This is a genomic window from bacterium, from assembly GCA_030685015.1.
Classification (GTDB): domain Bacteria; phylum CAIWAD01; class CAIWAD01; order CAIWAD01; family CAIWAD01; genus CAIWAD01.
Genome location: JAUXWS010000040.1, coordinates 1 through 26,051, shown reverse-complemented (window position 1 = coordinate 26,051; position 26,051 = coordinate 1). Strand labels below are relative to the sequence as shown.

General features: G+C 71.1%; 18 protein-coding genes and 1 pseudogene. 17 read left to right on the top strand and 2 right to left on the bottom strand.

What is annotated here, in order from left to right:
• Window positions 1-45: 45 nt before the first annotated feature.
• The 17 genes from Q8O14_04655 to Q8O14_04575 all read left to right on the top strand — a co-directional run bounded on the left by Q8O14_04655 (window position 46) and on the right by Q8O14_04575 (window position 24,855).
• Window positions 46-2,592, top strand: a complete 2,547-nt coding sequence (locus Q8O14_04655) for a TonB-dependent receptor (GenBank protein MDP2360029.1) — start codon at window positions 46-48, stop codon at window positions 2,590-2,592.
• Window positions 2,593-2,605: 13 nt separating this feature from the next.
• On the top strand, window positions 2,606-5,569 hold the full coding sequence (locus Q8O14_04650; protein MDP2360028.1) for a hypothetical protein: 2,964 nt from the start codon (window positions 2,606-2,608) through the stop codon (window positions 5,567-5,569).
• A gap of 8 nt (window positions 5,570-5,577) precedes the next feature.
• A complete protein-coding gene (locus Q8O14_04645; GenBank protein MDP2360027.1) occupies window positions 5,578-6,582 on the top strand; it encodes a PorV/PorQ family protein in 1,005 nt (334 codons plus the stop codon).
• Window positions 6,583-6,746: 164 nt separating this feature from the next.
• Window positions 6,747-7,157, top strand: a complete 411-nt coding sequence (gene apaG, locus Q8O14_04640) for a Co2+/Mg2+ efflux protein ApaG (protein ID MDP2360026.1) — start codon at window positions 6,747-6,749, stop codon at window positions 7,155-7,157.
• Window positions 7,158-7,725: 568 nt separating this feature from the next.
• Window positions 7,726-9,369: a ribosome biogenesis GTPase Der gene (gene der / locus Q8O14_04635; protein MDP2360025.1), complete on the top strand. Its 1,644-nt coding sequence runs from the start codon at window positions 7,726-7,728 to the stop codon at window positions 9,367-9,369.
• Window positions 9,370-9,388: 19 nt separating this feature from the next.
• Window positions 9,389-10,321, top strand: coding sequence for a PfkB family carbohydrate kinase (locus Q8O14_04630; protein ID MDP2360024.1), 933 nt, complete (start codon window positions 9,389-9,391; stop codon window positions 10,319-10,321).
• Window positions 10,322-10,331: 10 nt separating this feature from the next.
• Window positions 10,332-11,258, top strand: coding sequence for a lytic murein transglycosylase (locus Q8O14_04625; protein MDP2360023.1), 927 nt, complete (start codon window positions 10,332-10,334; stop codon window positions 11,256-11,258).
• A gap of 458 nt (window positions 11,259-11,716) precedes the next feature.
• On the top strand, window positions 11,717-13,660 hold the full coding sequence (dnaK, locus tag Q8O14_04620) for a molecular chaperone DnaK (GenBank protein ID MDP2360022.1): 1,944 nt from the start codon (window positions 11,717-11,719) through the stop codon (window positions 13,658-13,660).
• Between the two features lie 181 nt (window positions 13,661-13,841).
• A complete protein-coding gene (locus Q8O14_04615; protein MDP2360021.1) occupies window positions 13,842-16,904 on the top strand; it encodes a carbohydrate-binding protein in 3,063 nt (1,020 codons plus the stop codon).
• A gap of 39 nt (window positions 16,905-16,943) precedes the next feature.
• Entirely contained in the window at window positions 16,944-17,825 is an 882-nt protein-coding gene (locus Q8O14_04610; protein MDP2360020.1) for an EamA family transporter, read from the top strand.
• A 153-nt stretch (window positions 17,826-17,978) separates the two neighbouring features.
• Complete coding sequence (gene cfa, locus Q8O14_04605; GenBank protein MDP2360019.1) at window positions 17,979-19,100, top strand: cyclopropane fatty acyl phospholipid synthase; 1,122 nt, start codon at window positions 17,979-17,981, stop codon at window positions 19,098-19,100.
• 102 nt (window positions 19,101-19,202) lie between these two features.
• Entirely contained in the window at window positions 19,203-19,868 is a 666-nt protein-coding gene (locus tag Q8O14_04600; protein ID MDP2360018.1) for a DUF3365 domain-containing protein, read from the top strand.
• Window positions 19,865-20,476, top strand: coding sequence for an inorganic pyrophosphatase (locus Q8O14_04595; protein MDP2360017.1), 612 nt, complete (start codon window positions 19,865-19,867; stop codon window positions 20,474-20,476). Before Q8O14_04600 ends, Q8O14_04595 begins: the two co-directional genes overlap by 4 nt.
• Window positions 20,466-21,203 (top strand): class I SAM-dependent methyltransferase, encoded by a 738-nt coding sequence (locus Q8O14_04590; GenBank protein MDP2360016.1) that lies wholly within the window; start codon window positions 20,466-20,468, stop codon window positions 21,201-21,203. The genes Q8O14_04595 and Q8O14_04590 overlap by 11 nt, the downstream gene beginning before the upstream one ends.
• Before the next feature lie 29 nt (window positions 21,204-21,232).
• Entirely contained in the window at window positions 21,233-22,432 is a 1,200-nt protein-coding gene (locus Q8O14_04585; GenBank protein ID MDP2360015.1) for an aminotransferase class V-fold PLP-dependent enzyme, read from the top strand.
• 137 nt (window positions 22,433-22,569) lie between these two features.
• A complete protein-coding gene (locus Q8O14_04580; GenBank protein ID MDP2360014.1) occupies window positions 22,570-23,907 on the top strand; it encodes an alpha-amylase family glycosyl hydrolase in 1,338 nt (445 codons plus the stop codon).
• A gap of 87 nt (window positions 23,908-23,994) precedes the next feature.
• Window positions 23,995-24,855, top strand: coding sequence for a DMT family transporter (locus Q8O14_04575; GenBank protein ID MDP2360013.1), 861 nt, complete (start codon window positions 23,995-23,997; stop codon window positions 24,853-24,855).
• A gap of 51 nt (window positions 24,856-24,906) precedes the next feature.
• Here Q8O14_04575 and Q8O14_04570 read toward each other — a convergent pair whose 3' ends face one another.
• Together Q8O14_04570 and Q8O14_04565 are read right to left on the bottom strand one after the other, a co-directional pair.
• Entirely contained in the window at window positions 24,907-25,254 is a 348-nt protein-coding gene (locus tag Q8O14_04570) for a c-type cytochrome (GenBank protein ID MDP2360012.1), read from the bottom strand.
• Between the two features lie 141 nt (window positions 25,255-25,395).
• Window positions 25,396-25,946 (bottom strand): annotated as a pseudogene (locus tag Q8O14_04565) (cytochrome-c peroxidase).
• Window positions 25,947-26,051: the final 105 nt, after the last annotated feature.

Sequence of the window (26,051 nt, the reverse complement as noted above, 5' to 3'; positions counted from 1 at the left end):
GGACGCCCGCGGCCCGGGGCTTGCCTTGCCAAGTCGGGGTTGGGCGTGATTCCACTGGTCTGCCTCCTCATCGGCCTGCTGGCCGCCACACCCGCACGGGCGGCCGGCGGCGGCAAGCTGGTCGTGCGCGTCACGGGCGAGGGCCGGGCCCTGGCCGGCGCCCACCTGCACTGCCTGGACCCGACCATGGGCGCCGCCGCCGACCTGGACGGCACCATCATCCTGCTGGGACTTCCCCCCGGCCTGCGCCGCGTGCGGGTCAGCCACCTGGGCTACACGCCGGTCCTGGCCGAGGCCTGGATCGTGTCGGGCGAGACCTGCCGCCTGGCGCTGGACCTGTCCCCCGGCGAACTGGTCTCCGAGCTGACCGTCCACGCCCGCCGCCTGGATCGCCCCCTGGAACGCGGCTCCCGCGTCAGCGTGCTGGACGGGGAGTCCCTGCAGCACAGCCCCGTGCGCGGCCTGGACGGCCTGCTCGCCCTGGAGGCGGGACTGACCCGCGACGAGCGGGGGCAGCTGCACGTGCGGGGCGGCCGGGCCGGGGAGTTGAAGATCATGATCGACGGGATGGAGGTGCAGGATCCCTGGAGCGGCGCCTGGCAAGGCCTGCTCAACGAGGAGGAGGTCCAGGAGCTGGTGCTGGTGGCCGGCGCCTTCAACGCCGAGTACGGCGACGCCATGAGCGGCGTGGTCAACATCGTCACCCGCCAGGGCGCCCCCCGCCCGACCTTCCTCGTCCGGCATGAGAGCGCGGGTCTGCTTCCCTCCCCCTGGCGCCGCTCCCATCCCTTCGACGGCGTGGCGGACGAGGAGGAGTGGCGGAAGCGCTCCTGGCGGGATCTGAGCGCGGCGCGGCCGGGAGAGCTTCTCGTGGACCTGCCAGGCCGCGCCCAGGTGGGTCTGGGCGGACCGCTGGCCGCCGGCTGGGAGGGGCGCCTCGCCCTGCTCGCCCAGGGTGAGGACAGCCATCTGCCCCACGGCTACCTGCGCGCCGGCGATCTGCGCCTGGGCCTGGGGCGGGCGCTGGGGAAGGGGCGGATCGACCTCTCCTGGGAGCGGACCCGCGCCGAGGAGATGGTCTACCTGCATGCCTGGAAGTACTTGCCCGCCCACCAGTCCCGCGAGCGGCGGGGCCAGGACCGCTGGCAGGCGGTGGCCACCCACAACTGGACGCCGCGCCTGATGGGCACGCTGCGCCTGGCCTGGCAGCGGCACCACGCCTGGCGGGGCGTGCTGGACGAAGCGGGCGAGCCCTTGCCCCTGGACCAGTGGGAGCGGCCCACCTGGCGCGCCGAGCAGGACTTCTACCGGGCCGGCCATTCCCCCACCTTCTCCCGGCGTGGGATCGAGCAGTGGAGGCTGGGGGCCGAGGCGGCCTGGCAGGCCGGACCCCACCACGAATGGAAGACGGGCCTGGACCTGCGCCGGGACGACCTGGCGGCGCGCACCGTCCACAACGTCTGGTCCGGACCGGCCAGCCGCGAGTACTTCGACGACCGCGTGCACGCCCGGCCGCTACAGGGCGCCCTCTTCCTGCAGGACAAGCTGGAATACCCCCACCTCGTCGTGAACGCCGGCCTGCGCCTGGACTGGCAGGATCCCGCCGTGGACTGGCTGCCCGATCCCCTCCAGCCCTTCGTGGAGAGGGAGGGCGCCGTGGAGCCCGCCGACTTCACGCCGGTGGATCCCCGCTGGTCCCTCTCACCGCGGCTGGGCCTCGCCTTCCCCTTCGGCGATGAGGCCGTGCTGAGCGCCTCCTGGGGCGAGTTCACGCAGTTCGCGCCGCTTTCCGCCCTCTATGGCAACCGGGCGCTGGAGCTGGACCACGCCCTCGTGCCCCTGGTGGGCAACCCCCGCGTCAAGCCGCAGCGCACCACCACCTGGGAGCTGGGCCTCAACCGGCGCCTGGGGGAGGGTGGCCGCCTGGGCCTCGCCGCTTGGTACAAGGATCTGCGCGACCTGCTCTCCACCCGCGAGGTGATCCAATACACGCGCCGGCTGGTCGTGCACCACAACACGGACTATGCCAACGTGCGCGGCATCGACCTCAGCTGGAGCCGCGCCCTGGGCCGCGCCGGCCACCTGCGCCTGGACTACACCTGGATGAGCGCGCGCGGCAACGCCGCCGAGCCGGAGAGCGGCCTCATCCTGGCGCGGGCGGGGGAGGAGGAGGAGTTCAACGAGTTCCCGCTGGACTACGAGCAGACGCACGACCTGGCGGGCCGCCTGACCTTGGCCCTGCCCCGCGGCCTGGGGCTGGAGCTGGCGGCCGAGCTTGGCAGCGGCCTCCCCTACACGCCCTTCATCGACGTGGGGGTCGAGGTGCCCACCAACTCCGCCCGGCGGCCCTGGACGTTGCGCAGCGACGCCGCCCTGCGCTGGGCGGGCGACTGGGGCGGCGGGCGCCTGGAAGCCTGGCTGGCCGTGCAGAACCTGCTGGACCGGCGCAACGTGGTGATGGTCTACCCGGCCACGGGCAAGCCCTTCCACGATCCGCGCGGCCTGATCGGCTCCACGCCGGACGCCCTGCACGATCCCTCCCGGGTGGAGGTGCCGCGCCAGGCGCGGGTGGGGGTGGAATGGTCCTGGTGAGAGGAGGGCGCCCGTGAGAAGCATGCCCGCGTTGGTCCTGCTGCCGCTGCTGGCCGTGGCCGCCCACGGCGGGGACTGCCTGCGCTGCCATGACCTGCTGCCCCAGGTGCCGCGCAAGGAGGTGCTGGCCGCCCTGCGCCGCACGGCCGAGCTGGGGGACAACGCCATCGCCGTGCAGGACCGTGGCGAGCTGGGCAACTATGCCTCGAACTTCGGCAACATGAGCGACTACCACATGTGGGGCAGCCAGAGCCTGCACTGGCCCTCCGACGCCAACGACGAGACGCACTATTCCTTTGGGCTGGGGCTGGTGGTGGCGGCGCCCGGCAACGTGGTGGAGAGCTGCCTGAACTCCACCACCGGCCTGCGCGACTGGACGCCGGCGGCGGGCAGCCTGGGCGGCCTCTTCAGCGGCGCCCTGCGCGCCACCGACGGCACCCCCTTCCTGGCCCACTCGCATCTGCCCGAGACCTGGCCGGCGGCGGGCTGGCCGGGGGCCTGGCGCGAGGAGTACGTCACGCCCGTGCCCAACCCCGCCTTCCCGCGGCGTCAGGTGCCGGGCGAGTTCACCAGCGACGGCGACAGCTGGGCCGTCTTCGACGACCGGGAGAACCCGCGCGGCGCCCTGGGGCTGGAGGTGCGCCAATCCGGCTACAGTTACGGCCGGCCCTACGCCGACCACCACCTCAGCTGGCGCAGCGTGATTCACAACCGCTCGGACCGCACCCTGGACTCCCTCTACGCCGGCTACTACGCGGCCTTCCGTCCGGACTTCGATTTCGTGGACCGCATCGGCCTGCTCTCGACGGCGGACTTGGGTCTGCCCTTCGGCCGCGGCAACGATGTCGTCTACGTCTGGGACGTCAACGCCCGCAACGACGGCGCCTGGGTCGGCAACGAGCGGCCGCCCGGCCTTCCCGCCCTGCTGGTGACGGAAACGCCGCGCCACCTGGGCGTGACGGACTTCCACCACTTCCAGGCCGACCGCCGGCCCGACACCGACGCCCGCCAGTGGGCCGTCATCAGCTCCCAATCGGACCTGCTGGACGATCCGGGCAGCTTTTTCCATTCCCCCGATGGGCGGGGCCGGATCGACGCCTGCGACGAGGGCACCCTGACCCAGGCCTACGGGGCGGGCAGCCGTCTCAACTTTTTCGTCATGAGCGGTCCCTTCAGCCTGGCGCCGGGGGACAGCGTGGTCAGCGCCTGCACGGTACTGCTGGGGGAGGGCGGCCAGGCGCCGGGGCAGCCCGGGCTGGACGACCTGCGGGACAAGCTGGCCACCGCCTGGGACATGTACTGGCGCACGCGCTACGCCGGCCCGGGCGCGCCGCCCATGCCGCGGGTGGCGGGCCGGGCCCTGCCCGGCGGGGCGCGCCTCTGGTGGGAGGCCCTGCCCAGCGAAGGGGCGGATGATTTCGAGGGCTACCGCGTCTACCGCAGCCTGGACCAGGGCGCCAGCTGGGGAGCGCCCATCACCGACGCGCACGGCCGCCGGGTGGCCTGGGTCCCGCTGGCCACCTTCGACCGGGTGGACGGCATCCGCGGTCCCGACCCCAACGGCCCGACCCACCTGGGGACGGACAGCGGCCTGGCCCACCACTTCACGGACACGGGGCTGGTGGAGGGCCGGGAGACCTGGTATTGCGTGACGGCCTACAGCACCGGGCAGGAGGATGCGCCCGCGGGCGCGCACCTGCCCAGCCTGGAGAATCCACTGGGCCGCTCGCCGCTGGATCTGCACACGGTCTCCCTCGTGCCGGGGGCGGTGGCCAGCGACCAGTGGATGCCGGTGGAGGGTGTGCGGATCCTCCAGCCGGAGGCGGGGATCTGCGACGCCGCCGTGACCCTGGACGTGGTGGACCCCTGGGCGCTGCCCGCCGATGATTGGCTGTTGGAGTTCCTGGCCCCGGCGGCGGGGGACTCGGTGGCGCGCTTCCACCTCATCCGCGTGGCGGAGCAGGACACCGTCTTCCAGGGACAGCGCGTGCCGACGGCGGGCGAAGCGCCGCTGCCCGTCACCGCGGGCTTCCGACTGGGCATCCGCGACGTGGCGCCCGGGTCCAGGTCGTTGGGCTGGAATGAGGACAGCCCCTGCACCTTCGACTGGTGGATGGAGAAGCGGACGAACCTGGTCAACGAATATCCCGAGTACGTCGTGGGGGCGGACGACTGGCGCATCGAGGTGACCCTGGCCGGCGAAGAGACGGCGCTGCCGGTCTTCCTCTACTACTACACGGGGCTCGACACGACCCTGGCCGGTCCGCCCAGCCCGGCCCCCATCCGTGTCTGGCGCCGCCCGGTGGACAGCGGGGAGTGGCTGGATGCCAGCGCCCATGTCTGGGTGGAGGACCTGCGCCTTTATTTCCCCAACCTGGAGCTGCTCAGCCCCCTGGGCTGGGACCTGGCGCCGGGGGGGCTGGCCGGCAGCCGCCAGCGCCGCGGCTGGGAGACCTACACGGACGCCCTCATCCTGCGCGAATCGGATGCCATCCCCTGCGCCGCGGAGCTGCTCTTGAAGACGAACAACTTCGACTGGGCGCTGGACGCACGGGGCGACACCCTGCGGGGCCTGCCGCCCCGCCCCGGCGACGTCTTCACCATCCTCACGAACAAACCGCTGCGCGAGGGTCTGCGTTATTCCTTCCGGACGGATCCGCCCGCTCCCGCCGCGGCGCCGCCGGGTCTGCATGTGCGGGCTGTGCCCGATCCCTACGTGGCGGGCCATGTCGCGGAGGCGGGGAGCGGGGGGCACCGCCTCTACTTCACGGGACTGCCCGGGGCCTGCACGCTCCGCATCTACACGGTGGCCGGAGACTGGGTGCGCACGCTGGAGCATGACGACCCCGCCAGCGACACGCTGGCCTGGGACCTGCGCAACGCCGACAGGCAACACGTCGCCTACGGGCTCTACGTCTTCCATGTGAGCGACCGACGCGGCCGCGAGCAGACCGGCCGCTTCCTGGTGATCCGATGAGGCGGCCCATGAAGCGACTGGCTCCTCTCGCCGCCATCCTGCTTGCCTGCGTGTGGGCGGAGCCGGCCGATGGCTTCCGTCGAGCCGGCACGACGGGGGCCCCGTTCCTCAAGCTGGCGGCCGACGCGCGCGCGGCGGGCCTGGCGGGAGCCACGGTGGCCCTGCCCGGCGGCCACCAACCGGCTTGGGCCGGCGCCGGCAACCTGCTCATCAATCCGGCCGGTCCGGCCGGCTCGCTGGAGAACTCGCTGGAGTTCTCCCAGGAGCGACGCTTCGCCCAGATCAGCCTGGGCCAGGTGCTCGGCTCGCGGCCGCTCAGCGCCCGCAGCACGCTCACCCTGGGCCTTGCTTGGCTGCAGGTGCCCGAGCAGGAGATCACCACCCTGGAGCAGCCCGACGGCACCGGCGAGAGCTATTCAGCGGGCGACATCGCCCTGGGGCTGGGTCTCGCCACCCGTCTGACCGATCGGCTGGCCTGGGGCGGTCTGGTGCGCTGGATCCGCCAGGATCTCCACCGCGAGCGGGCGCAAGGGGCCGCCGTCGACCTGGGCCTCCTGTTGGACACGGGTTGGCGCGACCTGACCCTGGGCCTGGCGGTGGCCAACTTCGGACCACGCCTTCAGCTGTCAGGGGAGGACCTGCTGGTGGAGGCCGGCGATGGCCGTCCCGCCCATCTGCAGACAGGCGAATTCCAACTACCGCTCGTCTTCCGGGCCGGATTGCACGATCGCCTGTGGCGGAAGGGCCTGCAACGCCTGGATGGCGCCCTGCAGATCGAGCACCCCAACGACAACCGCCAGAACCTGCGCCTGGGGCTGGAGTACGCCTGGCAGGAGCGCGTGCTGCTGCGCGCCGGCCGGCACCTCAGGAGGGATCTGGAACAGCATGCGCTGGGCCTGGGCCTGCGCCTGCCCCTGGCCGGCGGCCGCACCTTGACCCTGGATTACGCCTGGACCACCCAGCAGCGCCTGGCCGCGACCCACCAGCTCGCCGCCGGCCTGCTCTTCCACTGATCCCATGAGGGGGTGGCGGGATTCCTGTCTGAACAAAAACAGGATCCGGGCTTGGATTGAAGCGGCCCAGCCCCTTCCTTGGGCCCCGTTCGCGGTCCGTGCTTGAAGCGCCGGACGCGCGACCTGCCATGCGACACGCCTGGAACGGAAAGGATCTGGCCAGGATGGGACACAAGTCGTCGGAACGTGTGACCAGGGAGATCCGGGTGTTGGCGGATCCCCGTTATCTGCCCAAACACTCGGATCCGGACAACAGCCAATACGTCTATGCCTACCGCATCCTCATCGAGAATCTGGGCCGACGCACGGTCATGGTGGCGTCGCGGCACTGGGTGATCATCGACACGGATGGCAACCGGGAGGTGGTGGACGGCATCGGGGTGGTGGGCGAGCAACCCGTGCTCGAGCCGGGCGAATCCTTCGAATACACCAGTTTCTGTCCCATCCGCTCCTCCTTCGGCACGATGGAGGGATCCTTCCATGTGCTGGACGATCAGGGCGAAGCCTTCCCGGTGGAGATCGGCCGCTTCTACCTGGTCGCGGAGGAGGATGAGCAGCTGGAGGGCGTCTCCTAAAGATTTATGAATAGAACATCGACAGGCCTGCATCTGAATGGATGCGGGCCTTTTCTCTTCCACCTTCATGCGGCCAAGCGGGCTTGGGTCCTTGGGGAATGCGCGCCCCCGCCGCGACCGGTCGTCGCAGTTGTCGCAGCGCAACGTGGCAGCATGTGCAGATAAGCTGCGGGACACGCGGGGTCGTCAGGCTCAAGCAAGCGTTGGCTGGGGCGATGACACAGCTGCGCTCCAAAAAGTCGAAAGGGCCGACCTGGGTTGGTCAGCCCTTCCGATTGTGCCCTAAAACCTGCTTTGTGGGGATGTAAAGCAGTAAAAGAAGGAGCTTATTGTCACTCGCGACGAGGCGAGGGATCGTCAACCTCCGGGGTCATCTGATGCTGTGAGTGTTCTGTTTTGCTATCGGTCGAAAGACGGGCCTATTCTACCAGTTGCCGACCAACCATGCAAGCACCCTTTGCCCGAAAATGCAGATCCACTGCACGGGGCAAGTCGCGATCATGTCGTCTTCCACTCCTTACCTTGGCCCGGGCACGGACGGGTCGCGGTTCAATCACAGGACGTTTGCATGAGGTCGAAACCGATCGTGGCGGTGCTGGGGCGGCCGAACGTGGGCAAGTCCACGCTCTTCAACCGCCTCATCCACGCCCGCAAGGCCATTGTCCATGACGAACCGGGTGTGACGCGGGACCGCCACTACGCCGAGGCGGCCTGGGGCGGGCGCGAGTTCATGCTCATGGACACGGGCGGTTTCGTGCCCGAGGGCAACGACCTCTTCGACGTGGCCATCCGCGAGCAGGTGGAGATGGGGCTGGACGAGGCGGATCTTGTGCTCCTGGTCGTGGATGCCACCACCGGCATCACGGAGACGGACCAACTGCTGGCCCGCCACATCCGGGACAAGGGCAAGCCCTGTCTGTTGGTGGCGAACAAGGCCGACAACGAGCGGTTGGAGCTGGAGGCCGCCGAGTTCTGGAAGCTGGGACTGGACGAGCCCCAGCCCGTCTCCGCCATCAGCGGCCGCCAGAGCGGCGACCTGCTCGACCGCCTCGTCGCCCTGCTGCCGGAAGGCGGTCGAGCGGGCCTGGAGGGGGACCTGCGCGTGGCCATCATCGGGCGTCCCAACGTGGGCAAATCCAGTCTCGTCAACCGGCTGCTGGGAGCGGACCGCGTGTTGGTGACCCCGGTGGCGGGCACGACGCGGGACTCCATTGACAGCGTGGTCCGCCACAACGGCCGGCGCTACGTGCTGGTCGACACGGCCGGCCTGCGCCGCCGCACGCGGGTCAAGGAGAATGTGGAGTTCTATGCCACCCTGCGCAGCCAGGCCGCCATCACGGGGGCGGAGGTCTGCATCCTGCTCGTGGACGCCGAGGAGGGCCTCACCCACCAGGACATCCAGGTGCTGGAGGAGGCGATCGCCGCGCGCAAGGGCGTGCTGCTGGCCGTCAACAAGTGGGATCTGGTGGCGGACAAGGCGACCAACACGGCCCGCGACCACGAGCGGCGGCTGCGGGAGAAGATCCCGACCCTGGGCTGGGTGCAGGTGGTCTTCATCTCCGCCTTGACCGGCCAGCGCACCCGCCGGCTGCTCGACCTGGCCTGGGAGCTTCACCAGCGGCAGCGCGTGAAGCTGACCCGCGCCGTGCTGGAGCAGGCCCTGCTGCCGGAGATCGAACGACGGCCGCCCGCCTCCCACGGGGGACGCTGGGTGCGCATCAGCGCGGTGCGCCAGGTGCGGAACGATCCCCCCTGGATCGTGTTTGCCTGCAGCCACCCGGATCATGTGGACCATCATTACTTGCGCTTCCTGGAGAACCGCCTGCGGCGGGCCTTCGACCTGCGCGGGGTGCCGGTGAGGCTTGACCTCCGCTCGCGCGGCGAATTCCAGGGAGCCTTTGGACCCATAGCGCCGGAGGACATGCCCATGCGCGAGGAAAGCCTGCATGCGGAGGACGGCCGCAAGCGCGGCCGGGAGGATGAGGAGGACTTCGGCCTGGGGGGCGGCGAGACGCCCGGCCAGCGCTGGCGTCCCGGTTATGAGCCGGACGAGGACGAGGACCCGGACGTGGAGGGGCCGGAGGCCGATCCGCTCATCTGGGATCCCGACGTGGAGGCCCCCTTCGATCCGGACGAGGAAGAGCTGATCGATCCCGACGAGGACGAGCTGGAAGACGATTGGAGCGACGGGGACGAGGACGATCGCGCCTGATCCGCTCAGCGCGGGCGGCGTGGCCCTGGCCGGCACCTTCAACCTGGACACCCTGCTGCACGGTTTGGCGGAAGCACCGCAGGCAACGGTGGCCGCCGGCGGGCTGTGCTACAGCCTCCTCGCCCTGGCCCGCCTTATGCCCGGCGAGCGCCTGCTTCCGCTGGCCTGGCTGGCGGCCGAGGACGCGCCGCACTACGCCCCCGTGTTCGCCACCACCGGCTGCGCGCTGGAAGGCCTGTGCGCCGTGGCGGGCCGGGGCAATCACATCACCCTGGATTGCCGCCGGCCCGACAAGCCTGAAGTGGCGGAACTGCGCCTGCCGCCCCTGGCCGGCGGGCAACTGGAGCCGGGCCTGGCCTGTCCGCGTTTCCTGCTCAACTGCAGCTCGGGCCGGGATGTGGCGCTGGAGACCTGGCGCTCCTTCCGGGACGAGTGGCGGCGGCGTCATCCCGGCGGCTGGTTGCAACTGGACTGGCACTCGCTGAGCCTGGATTGGCGCGAAGGTCGCCCCCGCCGCCTGCGGCAGGTGCCGCACGCCTTCGATTGGGTGCAGGAGCTGGACCTGCTGCAAATGACCCTGGTCGAGGCGGGCAGCCTGACCGGCCGTCCGCCCCGTCGCCTGGAGGATGCGGCCGACCTGGTCCTGCGCCTGCGCAAGGCGGGATGCCGAAGGGTCGTGGTGACGGCGGGGGCCGCCGGCTTGCTCTATGCCGACGGGTCCGGACTGCGTCGACAGGCGGCCTGGGCACCGTCCCAGGTGCGGGACACGACTGGCTGTGGCGACGTGCTGGGCGCCGCCCTGCTGGCCACGCTGGGGCGCGGCTGGCCGGTGGAGGAGGCCCTGCCCGTGGCCGCGCGGATGGCCGGCCTCGCCTGCGCCGGGGTGGGACTGGCCAAGCTGGATGCGCTCTCTCCGGTGGACGACCACCGGCCGGCGACCAAAAGCAAGTGAAATGGGCCTCATGAAGCGTCTGCTTGTCCCCGTGCTGCTTCTGCCGCTCCTCTTCCAACTGGCGGCCGCGCCCCAGGTGGATCCACACCAGCCGCCCGCCTCGACCCTGCCGCCCGTGCCCCACCGCGTCTTCACCCGTGCAGAGCAGGATACGCTGCGCCACCGCCTGGCGCGGGCGGGTCTGGAGGCGGAGCTGGTGGCCGGCCTGCGCCTGGACACCATGCGCTGCTACCCGGGTCGCCTGCTGCTCAAGCTGAGTTATGGCGAATCCTCGGGGGACTACTCCCACTTCTTCACGGAGGCGACGGTGGATCGACTGCGTCGCTTCCTGCGGGATGAACGGGACCTGCTGGCCGCCGCCGAGCACAGGCACGGCGTGCCGCGGGAGGTGATCGCCGCCATCCTCATGATCGAGACAAGGCTGGGCGAGCATCAGGGCCACTACCGCGCCCCCGACCTCTTCATGACCCTGCTCCTGCACGAGGAGGCCCTCAGCCCGGCGGCGCTGGACACGGCCGAGGCGCGGGAGCAGCGCTTCGGCGGAACCAGGTCCCGTCGGGAACTGGCCGAGGTGCTGGAGAAGCGCGCCGCCAAACGGGCCGCCTGGGCGGCGCGGGAGCTGCGCACGCTGGCCCGAAGCATTCCGGTGGAGGACTGGCATGACCTGCCCTGCTCCTTTGCCGGCGCCATCGGATTGCCCCAGTTCATGCCCACCAGTCTGGCGGCCTATGGCGACGACGGCGACGGGGACGGACATGTCGCCCTGGGCGGGTTTCCAGATGCCGTGTTCAGCGTGGGGCGCTATCTAAAGGAGAATGGCTGGCGGGGCAAGTTGACGGAGCACAAGCGGCGCATGGCCATCCATCGCTACAACCATTGTTGGGATTATGTGGACGCGGTGTTGCGCCTTGCCTGGACAGTGGGCTGGGTACCTTGAGTACCTGAATGGTCTTCGGCCGCGTCGGTTCGTCCATTTGTCTCGCGCCCAATTCAGAACATTTCGGGCCCTCCCACCTCCCCCCACCCGCCCTTCGAAGGGCGTCATGGGGAGCGCGCGGCCAAACGGAAAAGCGCTGGCTCAGGTTCCCGCCCGAAGCCTGGTTTTTGTTGACATCCTCCCCCCACCGATCCAAGAGCAGGACAATCCCATCCAATCCGATGGGAAAGTCCCTTGCCTGTCCCCTCATCGCAACAGGAGGCGCTGCTGCCAGATTGTGCCACATCAGGAGGAAGGCCTGCCAAATTGACTTGATGATGACAGGCGGTCGTGCAAACCTGGACTGGTCATCAGATGAATCATGAATCTCCGTTTTCCATCACACCGAAATACGCAATGCTTGATCTGGCACGTCCCTTGCCATCCCATGTGTGCTGAACAAAATGGAGGAAGGATATATGGGCAAGATCATCGGCATCGACCTGGGCACCACCAACAGCTGCGTGGCCGTCATCGAGGGCGGCGAACCCATCATCATCACCAACGCCGAGGGCGGGCGGACGACCCCCAGCGTCGTCGCCTTCACCAAGAGCGGCGAGCGCCTGGTGGGGGCCCCGGCCAAGCGCCAGGCTGTCACCAACCCGGTCAACACCATCTCCTCGGTCAAGCGCTTCATGGGGCGCAAGTTCGACGAGGTGGGCCAGGAGATGAAGGAGGTGCCCTACAAGGTGGTCAAGGGCCAGGGCGGCGTGGCGCGCATCGAGATCGACGGCAAGGACTACGCCCCGCCCCAGATCAGCGCCATGGTCCTGCAGAAGCTCAAGCAGGCGGCCGAGGACTTCCTGGGCGAGACGGTCAGCGAGGCGGTCATCACCGTGCCGGCCTACTTCAACGACGCCCAGCGCCAGGCCACCAAGGAGGCGGGCGAGATCGCCGGCTTCAAGGTGAAGCGCATCGTCAACGAGCCCACGGCCGCGGCCATGGCCTACGGCCTGGACAAGAAGGGCGAGGAGTGCGTGGCCGTCTACGACCTGGGCGGCGGCACCTTCGATATCAGCATCCTCGAGATCGCCGACGGCACCTTCGAGGTGAAGTCCACCAACGGCGACACGCACCTGGGCGGCGACGACTTCGACCAGCGCCTCATCGACCACCTGGCCGCCGAGTTCCAGAAGCTGGAGGGGATCGACCTGCGCAAGGATCCCATGGCCCTCCAGCGCCTCAAGGAGGCCGCCGAAAAGGCCAAGATCGAGCTGTCCAGCAGCCAGCAGGCACAGATCAACCTGCCTTTCATCACGGCCACCCAGGACGGGCCCAAGCACCTGGACATGACCATCACGCGGGCCAAGTTCGAACAGCTCGTCGACGACCTCATCCAGCGCTCCATCGAGCCCTGCCGCAAGGCCATGGTCGACGCCGGCAAGCAGAACAAGGACATCGACGAGGTGATCCTGGTGGGCGGCTCCACGCGCGTCCCCGCTGTGGTGGAGGCCGTCAAGAAGTTCTTCGGCAAGGAGCCGCACAAGGGGGTCAACCCCGACGAGGTGGTGGCCCTGGGCGCCGCCATCCAGGGCGGCATCATGGCCGGCGAGATGGGCGAGAAGGACATGGTCCTGCTCGACGTGACGCCGCTTTCCTTGGGCATCGAGACCCTGGGCGGCGTCATGACCGTGCTCATCGAGCGCAACACGACCATCCCCACGAGCAAGAGCAACGTCTTCTCGACGGCCAGCGACAACCAGCCCACCGTGGACATCCACGTCCTCCAGGGCGAGCGTCCCATGGCCGTGGACAACAAGACGATCGGGCGCTTCCAGCTGGACGGCATCCCGCCGGCGCCCCGGGGCGTGCCCCAGATCGAGGTCGCCTTCGACATCGACGCCAACGGCATCCTGGCCGTCAAGGCCAAGGACAAGGCCACCAACAAGGAGCAGTCCATCAAGATCACCGCCTCCAGCGGCCTCTCCGAGAGTGAGATCCAGCGCATGAAGCGCGAGGCGGAGGAGCACGCCGCCGAGGATGCCCAGCGCAAGGAGGAGGTCGAGCTGCGCAACACGGCCGACCAGAAGGTCTTCCAGACCCGCAAGCAGGTGGAGGAGCTGAAGGAGCAGTTGGGCGAGGCGGAGCGGAGCCGTCTCGAGGAGGCGGCCAAGGCGCTCGAGGAGGCGCTCAAGGGCGGCTCCAGCGAGGCGATCAAGAGCGCCACCGAGGCTCTGGACAAGACCTGGCAGGGCGTGAGCGAGGAACTCTACAAGAAGGCCCAGACGGCCGGCCCCGGCGCCGCGGGCGGACCGGGGGCGGATTTCGCCGGCATGGGCGGCGAGCCCAAGGGCCAGGCGGCCGCCGGCGACGACGGCAAGGCCGTGGAGGCGGACTTCGAGGTGATGGACGACAAGAAGTAGCGCGCGCCGCCCAGCGACACGTTCAGCCCCCGCCGCGATCCGGCGGGGGCTTTTCTGATGCTCGCATCGAGGCGCAAACCCGGCCGTAGCGCCGGTGTCAGGCCCGCCGACCGGGTCCGGCCGTCTTCCATTTTCACGCCATACTCCCCACCTTGCGCGGGCAAGCCAGGAGTGCTCCCCCATGCGCCGATCCATCGCCCTGACAATCCTGCTGGTCTGCGCCGCCACCGCCGGCGCCGCCGTCTACACCACCTACCACTGGCACCAGCAACAGCCCATCTACTGGCCGCAGCCCTCGGCCCTCCATCCGACCACGGTGGAGACGGCCTGGGAGTCCATCCAGCGGCGCAACGCCGGGGCGGCGCATCCGCAGAACGACGTGGCGCAGATCTTCAGCGTGGCCGACCGGGTGGCCGCCTACCAGTGGCGCATGCGCGACGCCATCGCCGCCATGAGCGGGCCGCTCAGCGGGGCGCAAGTCAGCTACGCCGGCTGCCTGATCGACAACGTGGCCTCCCTGGGGGCGGCGGGCGCCCTGGGTTACAGTCCCGCCTGGAACCAGCCCATCCGCCAGGCCCGCGGCTGGACGACCCCCGGCGGCTTCCCGCGCCTGGACCAGGTCCTCACGCCCTACCACCACAGCATCGCGCCCCTCCTTGACGAGGAGGCGCTGCGCATGGAGATCCGCATCGCCAAGCTGGCCCACGAGCGGGCCTGGGGCGCCGCGCCCGGCCTTTCCCAGGGCTTCTTCCCGCCGGAGATGTGCTTCAGCACGCGCATCATCCCCGTGCTGGCCGCGGAGGGGATCCAGTGGTCCTTCGTCCCCAACAACCATCTGAGCCGCGCCTGCGCCGACTTCCCGCTGGTGCTGGGCACCGGGGGCGAGAACTGCGACCCGCCCAACCGGGCCGACCAGCTCAACCCGCCCCAGGCCCACTGGTGGAGCCGCACCATCAGCCGCGACTGCACACCCACCAACGCCGTGCCCTTCGCCATGAGGCCGCACCAAGCCCAGCACATCGACCCGGCGAGCGGCGCGGTCAGCACCCTCACGGTGGTGCCCATGGAGATGGCCATGAGCTGGCAGGACGGCTACCAGATGTACGGGCTGGAGGACGTGGCCCAGGTGGCTCCCCACAGCGAGCCGGAGCAGCCCCTCCTCATCGTGCTGGGGCATGACGGGGACAACGCCTGGGGCGGCGGCTATTCCTACTACATGCAGAGCGTGCCCGGCTTCACCGCCGCGGCGGTGGCGGCGGGCCACACGCCCACCGTGGTGCAGCAGTACCTGGCCGACCATCCCGTCTCCCCGCAGGACATCGTCCACGTGGAGGACGGCGGCTGGGTCAACGCCGACGGCGACTTCGGCAGCCCGGATTTCATCAACTGGAACTGGCCGCCGGTGGGAGCCGACGGCCGCTTCGACATGGCCGGGGGCTGGGCCGAGGACATCCGCAACTGGGCCGTGATCACGGCGGCGCAGAATCTGGTCTCCACCGCCGCCCAGATCGACGGGGACGTGGACCCGGCCGCCGTGATGGACCCGGCGGCCCATCCCGCCTCGTCCGCCGAGCTGGCCTGGCACCATTTCCTGCCCGCCCTCGAGAGCGGCTACATGTACTACGGTGCCGCCCTCGACATGGAGGTCAAGGCCACCGTCGCCTGCAACACGGCCGTGGCCCACGCCGCCCAGGTGATCGGCGACGGCGCCCTGGACCAGACGCCGCCCACCATCTGGCTGCCCCAGCAGCACCCGCACAACCCCGGCGCGGTGGGCTTCGGCAGCCTCTGGGGCTACCAGCAGACTCTCCACAGCCGCGACTTCTGGGTCTGGACCTTTGTCCACGACGTGTCGGGCGTGGACAGCGTCACCTTCCACTACCGCATCGACGCCGACGGGGAGAACCCCTTGGCCAGCCACCAGAATGAGACCTATGCGGGCGGACCCGAGGTGGGGTCCTGGCGCCAGCTGCCCATGCACCAGAGGGCCTTTCCCGCCGGCAATGTCCACAACGATCCCAACATCGATTTCTTCGTCATGCCCACGGTGATCGCCGACCAGTACTGGCTCCACGTCACGGAGCCCGAGCTGGTGGAGGAAGGGGGGCTCCTCGTCGACTATTTCGTGGAGGCGCGGGACAGCCGCGGCCACGTCAGGCGCAGCCCCATCCTGCACACCTGGATCGGCACGGGCCAGGGCCAGGGCGGGGGAGGAGAGGGGGGGCGCGTCTCCTGGTGGCCGCGGCCGGGCCAGGCGGGACAGGCCTTCACCATCCAATACCGGGTGGAGGGTGGACCCCTGCCCCCTGCCACCGATCCCATCTGGCTGCACTACGGCTTCAACAACTGGGGCGGCGTCAGCGACGCGCCCATGGCCTGGGCGGCGGACAGCGCCGCCTGGCGCATCACCCTGACCTTGCCGGTGGGAGCGCAGCAGGTTGATTTCGTCTTCCACGACAACCTGGGGCACTGGGACAACAACAGCGGGCAGGACTGGCATGTCCCGGTGGAGGGCGCGGCCGCCGACTGGGCGATGGACGGCCAGCTGGACGCCGCCGCCCAGCTCGTGGCGCAGGCGGAGAACCTGCAGCTGTGGGCGGGCTGGAACGGCAGCCGCCTCTACCTGGCGGGGACGCCGGCCCAGGCCGGGCGCGACCACTTCCTCTTCCTGGCCGCACCGCCCGGCGCCCCGCAGCCGGCGCCCTGGGCCAAGGCGGGCCAGGCGGCGGCCTGGGGCGCCTACCTGGCCAACGAGGTGGACAACGGGTGGAGCGGCTGGTTCGACACGGGGGCGGGCGCCCCCGCCCAGGCCCGCGGCGCCGTGCTCGAAGGCAGCCTCGATCCGGCCGCCCTTTTCGGCGCCCTGCCCGACACGGTCTGGCTGGCCCTGGGGGCCTGGACCACGCCCAACGGCGGCGTCCTCCAGCTCCAGGCGCCGCCCACCCTGGACGGGGACGGCCATCTCCAAGCGGGAGAATGGGTCGCCTTCCCGCTGGCTTCGCCCACCTTCTCCCCCGTGGAGCTGCAGATCACCCGACTGGCCGACGGGACCATGCGCCTGGAATGGGTGGCTCCGGCGCCGCCCGCCGGCTGGCTCTGCACGGGCGTGCGCCTGGAGGCCTCGAGCGACGGCCAGGGTTGGCAACATCTGGTACTGACGCCGGACACGTGGTGGACCGACCCCGCCGCCCCGACCCTGGCGCGGCGCTTCTACCGGGCGCGGGCCGTCTACGCGCGCCCTTGACCAACCCATGCCCACCGGCCTGCGGACGGAGTTCAGGGCATGACGACGGGCGTGCTGGCCGCCCTGGGTGCCGCCCTGCTTTGGGTGACGGCCACCCGGCTCTTCCAGGGCGCTGGTCGCCAGGTGCCGCCGCTGGAGTTGAACCTGGCCAAGGGCGGCTGCGCCCTCCTCCTCTTCGCCGCCACCCTGCCCTTCACCCAGGCCGCCCATGACTGGCCGGGACTGCCGGCCGTGACGCTGCTCGGCCTGTCGGGCGTGATCGGCATCGGCATGGGGGACACGGCCTACTTCCGCGCCCTCGCCGCGCTGGGCACCCGGCGCACCCTGCTCATGGAGCTGCTGGCCGCTCCCACGGCGGCCGGTCTCTCCTGGGTGGCCCTGCGGGAGAACTTGGCGCCGCTCGCCTGGCTGGGGTTGGCCCTCACCCTGGCTGGCGTGGCGGCCGCCGTGTTGGGCATGTCCGCCCGGGAACCGGCCGGCCGCGTGCCGCGCGCCGCCCTGCGCTGGGGCTTGCTGGCGGCGGCGGGCCAGGGCGTTGGCATGGTGCTGGCGCGGGCGGCCCTCCAGGGCGGCGGCCTCGACCCCGCCCTCGCCGCCATGCTGCGCCTGGCCGCCGGACAGGCTTGGCTGCTCCTGGCCTGGCATTGGCTGGGACGGCCCTCCTTCACGCTGTTGGCCCCGGGCGGCCGGGGACTGTGGGTCCGGGTGGCGGGGGCGGCCCTGCTGGGCACCTGGCTGGGCATCTGGCTGCAGCAGGTCTCCTTGGCCAAGCTGCCGGCGGGCGTCGCGCAGTCCCTGCTCTCCACCGCCCCCCTTTTCGCCATGCTGCTGGCCGCCCTGGCTGGACGCCGGCCCGGGCCGCTGGCCTGGGCGGGCGCCTTGCTCGCCGTGCTGGGCGTGGCCCTGCTCAGCACATCCTGAGTCCAGGGGCGCGATGATGGGCGGGACACACCGGCCATTGGACGACAGCGCAAGACCGCTGGAAATCCTGGTCCAGGATTCCCATGCTTGCGCCGCCCGCGTGGACCCGCGACACATGACGGGAATGCCGCGCCGGGCGGAAGGAGGATCCACATGAGCGCCGCCGCCCGCCATCTGCTGCAGAAGTTGCTGGACACGGCCGACCTGCGCCTGGACGGCGATCGCCCCTGGGACATCCGCCTGCATGATTCCGGCCTGCCCCGCCGCCTGCTCGCCGGCGGCTCCCTGGCCCTGGGCGACAGCTACGTGGAGGGCGCCTGGGACTGCGCGGCGCTCGACGAGTGTTTCCATCGGTTGCTGGGGGCGTGGCTGGATGAGCGCGTCCCCTCGGCCGGCCGCCTGGCCGATTCGCTCAAGGCGCGCCTGCTCAACATGCAGTCGCTGCGGCGCGCCCGGGCCGGCGCCCGCCACCACTACGACATCGGCAACGACCTCTACGAAGCCATGCTGGACCCGCGCATGATCTACTCCTGCGCCTGGTGGGAGGCGGGGGCGGCCACCCTGGAGGAGGCGCAGGAGGCCAAGCTCGAGCTGTGCTGCCGCAAGCTGGGGCTGCGGCCGGGCCAGCGTCTGCTTGACATCGGCTGCGGCTGGGGCGGCCTCGCCCGCTGGGCCGCCGAGCGCCACGGCGTCCAGGTGGTCGGCATCACCCTGGCCGAGCGCCAGGCCGAGCTGGCTCGCGAACGCTGCCGGGGCCTGCCCGTGGAGATCCGGCTGGAGGACTACCGGCGGCTGGAGGGGAGCTTCGACCATGTCGTCTCGGTGGGCATGTTCGAGCATGTGGGCTGGCGCAACCATCGCGCTTTCTTCCTGGCCGTGCGCCGCCTGCTGCGCGAGGACGGGCTCTTGCTGCTGCACACCATCGGCGGCAACCGCTCCGTGCACCACACCGATCCCTGGATCGGCCGCCACATCTTTCCCGGATCCATGCTGCCCTCCGCCGCCCAGATCACAGCGGCGGCCGAGGGTCTCCTTGTGCTGGAGGACTGGCACAGCTTCGGACCTGACTACGACCGCACCCTGATGGCCTGGCACGCCAACTGCGAGCGGGCCTGGCCCCGCCTGGACGGGCAGCGCTACGACGAGCGCTTCCGCCGCATGTGGCGCTATTACCTCCTCTCCTGCGCCGGCGCCTTCCGCGCCCGGCGCAACCAGCTCTGGCAGCTGGTCTTCTCGCCCCGCGGCCGGCCGGGGGGTTACCGCTCCGTCCGCTGAGGACCCGCCGCGGCACTGCCAGCAGCGGCGTACTCCGACCGGAAGGCGGGCAGGAGGCCGATCGGCCATGCTACCTTGCCGCCGTCAACCAAGGAGCCTGTCATGCGACCACGCTTCCTGCTTGTGGCCATTCCCCTTGCCCTCGCCCTGCTGGCAGACTGCGAGCGCACCACGCCCGGCCCCGCCACACCCGAGGAGATCGCCCAGGTCAGGCCCTGGGCCCATCGTCGCGCCACCGAGCTGCAGGTGCGGCTGCGGGCCGAGCTGATGGCCGCCCTGGAGGAAGGGGGGCCGCTGCGGGCCATCGACCTGTGCGCCAACCGGGCCCAGGCCCTGACGGCGGAGATCGGCCAGGGCGGAACACCGCCGGCCGAGCTGCGCCGGATGTCGCGCCGGCTGCGCAACCCGGCCAACGCCCCCGACCAATGGGATCTGCTGGCGCTGGAGCACTTCGAGCGGGAGCTGGAGAGGACGGGCTCCCTCCCGGAGGATTGGGTGCAGCGATTGGAGCGGGACGGCACCCGCCGCTACCGCCTCTACCAGCCTGTGCGCATGGGGGCGCCCTGCCTGGCTTGTCACGGGGACCCGGCCGCCCTCTCCGACACCCTGCGCCAGCTTCTGGCCGCGCGCTACCCGGCCGACGAGGCCACCGGTTACGCCGAGGGTGACTGGCGCGGGCTGGTGCGGGTGGAGCTGGCGGCGCGGGACCTGGCCGACCTGCCGGGCGCGCCCGGGCAGAACCCCCAACAGGAGAAGGACGAGCGATGAAGTTCCCCCCGCCTTTCTACCGCTGGCGTCCCCATCCCTGGCACGGGCTGGAGGTGGGTCCCGATCCCCCGCGCCGCCTCAACGCCTACATCGAGATCACGCCCTTCGATCTGGTCAAGTACGAGGTGGACAAGGCGACGGGCTACCTGCGCGTGGACCGCCCCCAGCGCACGTCCTCGCAGCCGCCGGCGCTCTACGGCTTCATCCCGCGCACCTACTGCGGTCGCCGGGTGGGGGCCCTTTCGCCGCTTGCCTCCCGGGGGGACGGCGATCCCCTCGACATCTGCGTGATCAGCGAGCGTCCGGTCAACCGCAGCGAGGTCATCCTGCAGGCCAAGGTGGTGGGCGGCATCCAGATGGTGGACGGGGGCGAGGCGGATGACAAGATCGTGGCCGTGCTGGCCAACGACAACATCTGGGGCGGGGCGGAGACCCTGGCCGATGTCCCCCAGGTGCTGATCGAGCGCCTGCGCCACTACTTCGCCACCTACAAGCTCATTCCCGGCAAGGAGTCCGACATCTCCGTGGAGCAGATCTACGACGTGGACCAGGCCCTGCGCGTGGTCGAGGCGGCCATGGCCGACTACGCGGAGGAATATGGCGGCTGAGCCCGGCCATGATCCGCTGGCCAGCCTCCTGGACGGTCGCGAATGGGGTTGCTGCCTGGACCTGGCCAGCGGCCGCGGCGCATTCCTGGGACGCCTGGCCGCCCTGGGCCGGGCACGGGCCTGGCTGGCCCTGGACCGGGACCGGGGACAGCTGGCGGAGTGCCGGGTCCAGGTGCAACCGCAACCGCTGCCCCTCAAGGCCGACGCCGCCCGCCCGCCCCTCCGGCCGGGCAGCCTGGACACGGTGGCCTGCTCCTATTCCCTCCATCACCTGCCCGCTCCGGGCCGGGCGCTGGCCGCCGCCGCCGCCCTGCTGAAACCGGGCGGCCGCCTGATCCTGAGCGAACCCCTGGCCGACGGGCTGGGCGCGGCCCAACGCGTCCACCGCGACCTGCACCATCTGGCCGCCGCCCTGGACCGGCGACGGGGGCTCTGGCACCGCCCCACCCTGCGCCTGCGGGAGCTGCGCGCCCTTTTGGCGGACCTGGATCTGGACTGGCGCTGGATCTGCTGGCCTCCGCCGCGGGCGGAGGAGCGGGCGCCCTCCGCCGTGGTGGAGACGATGGACAAACTGGAGGCCCAGCTGGCCCGCCCGGGACTGGGCGAGCTGCGGCCCCGCCTGGCCGGGCTGCGGCGGCGGCTGGAGCGGGACGGTTACCAGGGCCAGACCCAGTTCCTGGCGGTGGGTGTCGACCAGCGCCCGGTGGCGGGCGGCGGGCAGGACTGAGCACGGGTGCAAGCAGCGTGGGTGGTGTCATGAGTTCGAAGGATTGGGGCGATCCCGCCCTGCGCGGCCAGTTCCTGCTGGATCCGGACATGGCCTTCCTCAACCACGGCTCCTTCGGCGCCTGCCCCATCCCCGTGCTGGCGCGGCAGGGCCAGCTGCGCACGGAGCTGGAGCGGGAACCTGTCGCTTTCCTCCATCGCCGCCTGCCCGATTGTCTGGCCGAGGCCCGCGCCGCGCTGGCCGCCCAGCTGGGCGCCGCCCCGCGCCAGCTGGTCTACCAGCCCAACGTCACCGTCGCCCTCAACGTGGCCATCCGCAGCCTGCCCCTGGCCGCCGGGGACGAGGTGCTGGTGGGCGACCACGAATATGGGGCCCTGCTGCGCTGCTGGGAGGCCGAGGCCGGGCGGCGCGGCCTGTGCCTGCGACGCGTGGCGCTGCCGCTCCCCGTCCGCGACGCGGCCCGCGTCACGGCCGCCTACGAGCGGGCGGCCAGCCCCGCCACCCGCGCCATCTTCCTCAGCCACATCAGCTCCCCCACCGCCCTGCGCCTGCCCATCGATGCATTGCTGGACCTGGCCCGCCGCCGCGGGTGGATCAGCGTGGTGGACGGGGCCCACGCCCCTGGACAGATTCCCCTCGACTTGGGCACCTTGGGCGCCGACATCTACGCCGGCAATTGCCACAAGTGGCTGCTGGCCCCCAAGGGTTGCGGCTTCCTGTGGGCGGGGGAGCGGGCGCGGGACTGGATCCGCCCCCTCGTCGTGAGCTGGGGCCACACCAACCGGCCCCCCGCCCAGCGGCGCGATCCCTTCCTCGACGAGCTGGAATGGTCGGGCACGTGCGATCCCACCGCTTGGCTGGCCCTGCCCGCCGCCCTCGAGTTCCGCCGGGCCTGGCACTGGGAAGAGCGCGCCGCGGCCTGCCGGGAGCATCTCCAGGCCTGGGGGGACCGCCTGGAGGAGCGTTTCGGGGCGCGCCGCCTCGGCCCCCGCGACGAAGGTCTGCAGATGCTGGCCCTGGGCCTGCCGCCGGCGGCCTGCCCCGCCCACCGGGCGGCGGAGCTGCACGAGCGGCTCTTCGCCGGGTCCGGCGTGGAGGTGCCCCTGTTCGAATTCCAGGGCGAGGCCGTCCTGCGCCTCAGCCTGCAGCCCTACAATCGCGAGGCGGACCTGGAGCGGCTGGAGCGGGCGCTGGGCGGGCTGCTGGAGCAGGCCGGGCCAAGCGCCTGAGCACCCCGGACAGACAGGACGAGGACAAACATGCAGATTGCTTACAAAGAGCACTTCCCCTTGACCCTGTCGCCAGCCCCGCCTGGCCCGTGCTGCCCGGGGGGGGCATGCCAACGCAACAACGAGAGGAGCACGCCATGCGAACCACCCTGTGGATGGCCTCCGTCCTGGCCGCGGCCTGCCTTGCCGTGAAGCCCGCCGCCTCCTGGCCCGCGCCGGCCGACCCCGCCCGCCAAGTGATCTACGAGGTCAACCTGCGCCAGTACACGCCGGAGGGCACCATCGCCGCCTTCCAGGAACACCTGCCGCGGCTGAGGGAGCTGGGGGTGGACATCCTCTGGCTCATGCCCATCCATCCCATCGGCGAGGAGAGGCGCAAGGGCGGCCTGGGCAGCCCCTATTCGGTGCGCGACTACCGGGACGTCAACCCGGACCTGGGCACGCGGGAGGACCTGCGCCGGCTGGTGGCCACCGCCCACGCCCTGGACATGCGGGTCATCCTGGACTGGGTGGCCAACCACTGCGCCTGGGACAACCCCATCGTCCGGGAGCATCCCCAGTGGCTGACCCGCGGCGAGGACGGCCAGCCCCGCCCGCCGGTGGACGACTGGAGCGACGTGGTCGACCTGGACTACGAGCGGCCCGACCTGCGGGCCTGGATGATCGAATCCCTCGTCTTCTGGCTGCGCGAGGCGGACATCGACGGTTATCGCTGCGACGTGGCGGGCATGGTGCCCACCGAGTTCTGGGAGGAGGCCCGCTCGCGACTGGAGGCGGTCAAGCCGGTTTTCATGCTGGCCGAATGGGACGATCCGGCCCTGGCCGGCCCCTTCGACATGAGCTACGCCTGGGACCTGCACCGGGCCGGCAACGCCTACATGAAAGGCGAGGCGAGCGTGGCGCGCCTGGACTCCCTGGTGGCGGGCGAAGCTGAACGCTGGCCGGCCGGCCACCTGCAGATGCGCTTCACCACCAATCACGACGAGAACAGCTGGAACGGCACGGAGGACGAACGCCTGGGCCTCGCCGCCGATGCCTTCAGCGTGCTGTGCTGGACCCTGCCCGGCATGCCCCTCATCTACAGCGGCCAGGAGGCGGGCTTGTCCCACCGCCTCTCCTTCTTCGAGAAGGACGAGATCCCCTGGCGCGGGCATCCGCGCGCCGCCCTGTTCGCCGCGCTCAACCGCCTCAAGCACACCAGTCCCGCCCTCTGGCGCGCCGAGGCGGGGGCGGAGAGCTATCGCCGCCTCAGCCGTGGCCCGGCCTGGAGCTTCCTGCGCCTGGACGCCAGCCAGCACCTGCTCTGCGCCGTCAACCTGAGCGCCGACCCCCTGGACCTGGAGGTGGAGGATCCGCTCCTGACCGGATCCTGGCGGGAGTGGGAGGACGGGCGTCTGAGCGAGCTGGCGGGCCGCCTGCGGCTCGAGCTGCCCCCCTGGGGCTGGAGCATCTGGCGCTCGACGGGGGAGCGGTGATTCCGGTGGCGCCGGGGGAGGCGACGACATGCGCCTGAGCGGGCCGCCGCCTCGCCGGCGGGCGGGGACCCTCTCCCCTCCGCCCCGATGAGCCAGGCCGGCCGCACCCTCTGGCTGCTCCTCGCCGCCAACCTCTTCTGGTCGACGGGGGGCTGGCTGATCAAGGAGATCGACGTGGCGGGGCCGGCCCTGGCCGGCTGGCGCTCGCTCATCGCCTTCCTCTTCCTTCTGGCGCTTCGCCCCCTGCTCGGAAGCGGAAGGGGCCATCCCCCGCCCGCCGCCGCCTGGCGCGGCCGGGGCCTCTGGCTGGGCGCGGCCAGCTTCGCCCTCAACACGATCTGCTTCGTGACGGCCACCAAGCTGACCACCGCCGCCAACGCCATCCTGCTCCAGTACACGGCGCCGGTCTACGTGCTGCTCTTCGGCGCCTTGTGGCTGAAGGAGCCGGTGCGGCGGGCCGACCTGGCCGCTGTCGCCCTGGCCTTCGGCGGTCTCGCCCTCCTGCTCTCGGAGCGCCTGGGGGGCGGGTCGGGGGCCGGCAACCTGCTCGCCCTGGCCGCCGGGCTCAGCTTCGCCGGCACCATCCTGGCCCTGCGCCACGAGGCGGGCCGCGACCCCTTGCGCGTCCCCCTGCTCGGTTGCGGCCTGGCCGCGCTGGCGCTGGCGCCCTGGTGGATTGGCCAGCCCCCTCCCCCCGGCCAGTGGCCGCATCTGCTGGGGCTGGGGGTGGGCCAGTTCGGCCTGGGCTACCTCTGCTACGCCTTGGGCATGCGCCGGGCGCGCGCCGCCACCGGCGCGCTGGCCGCCGCCGTGGAGCCGGTGCTCAACCCGGTCTGGGTGGCCCTCCTGCTCCACGAGGTGCCGGGACCGCGGGCGCTGGCCGGCGGGCTGCTTGTCCTGGCCGCGGTGACGGGTCGGGGGTGGTGGGCCGCCCGGCGCGGAGAATGAGAAAGGGCGGCCGCGTGGCCGCCCCCGGTCGGTCGGAGGCTCCGCTGGGCGCTACAGGGCGCGGTCCGGTCGCGGCGTATTGGGGGCGGAAGGGGGCAGCGCGGGGATCAGCACCTCCGGCTGGCGCCCGGTCAGGGTCTTGAGGAAGGCGACGATCTTGTCCGCCTCCTCGCCGGAGACCGGGATTCCCAACTGGATGTCGGCCATGAGCAGCACCGCCTCCTTCAGATCCCACACGCTGCCGTCGTGGAAGTAGGGGTAGGTGAGCTCGATGTTGCGCAGCACGGGCACCTTGAACACGAACATGTCCGCCTCGTTCTTGGTGACATTGAAGCGGCCCAGGCCCGTGTCCCGATAGGGCTTCTTCAGGCCCATCTTCTGGTACATGGAACCGCCCACGGCGATGCCGTTGTGACAGGTGGCGCAGCCTTTCTCCTTGAACAGCCTGTAACCCTCCAGCTCCAGCGGCGTGATGGCCGCGTCATCGCCGTAGAGCCAGCGATCGAAGCGGGAATCCGGGGTGACGAGGGTCTCCTCGAAGAGGGCCAGGGCATCCTGGACGGCGTCCATGGTGACCGCCCCGTAGGTCTGCTGGAACAGCTCCACGTAGCCGGGGATGGTGGCCAGCACCGTGACGACCGCCTCGTGGGTGAAGGCCATCTCGCCGGGATTCTCCACGGGGCCGCCCGCCTGTTCCTTGAGGTCCTTGGCCCGCCCGTCCCAGAACTCTGGGCCAGGTTGTACTTGGCGTTGAACACGGTGGGGCTGTTGATGGGACCCAGTTGCCAGCCGTGCCCGATGGAGCTGGGCATGATGTCCGTGCCGCCCGTGGCCAGGTTGTGGCAGCTGTTGCAGGAGAGGAAGCTGCTGCGCGACAGGCGCGGGTCGAAGAAGAGCAGGCGTCCCAGGTCGGCCTTGGCCTGGTCCACCTGTGGCGGCGTGCGGGGCAGGGGCAGGATCGGCTCCCCGGGGCGCGCCGTGTTGTCGGAGAGGGTGGCCTGCCCGTCGCCGGGCTGCTCGGGGGTCTGGCCACCGCAACCGAGGAGGAGGGCGAAGGCGCCCAGGCCGGCCAGGCGGATGGCGTGTCTCATGGTCGTGCTCCTGTCTGCTGGAATCAGGGCTGTGGACCTCAGGTCGCCGCGGACTCAATCCCCGCGCAGGAGGTCGGGCAGCTCGCGCGGGGCGGCGGCGCGGGC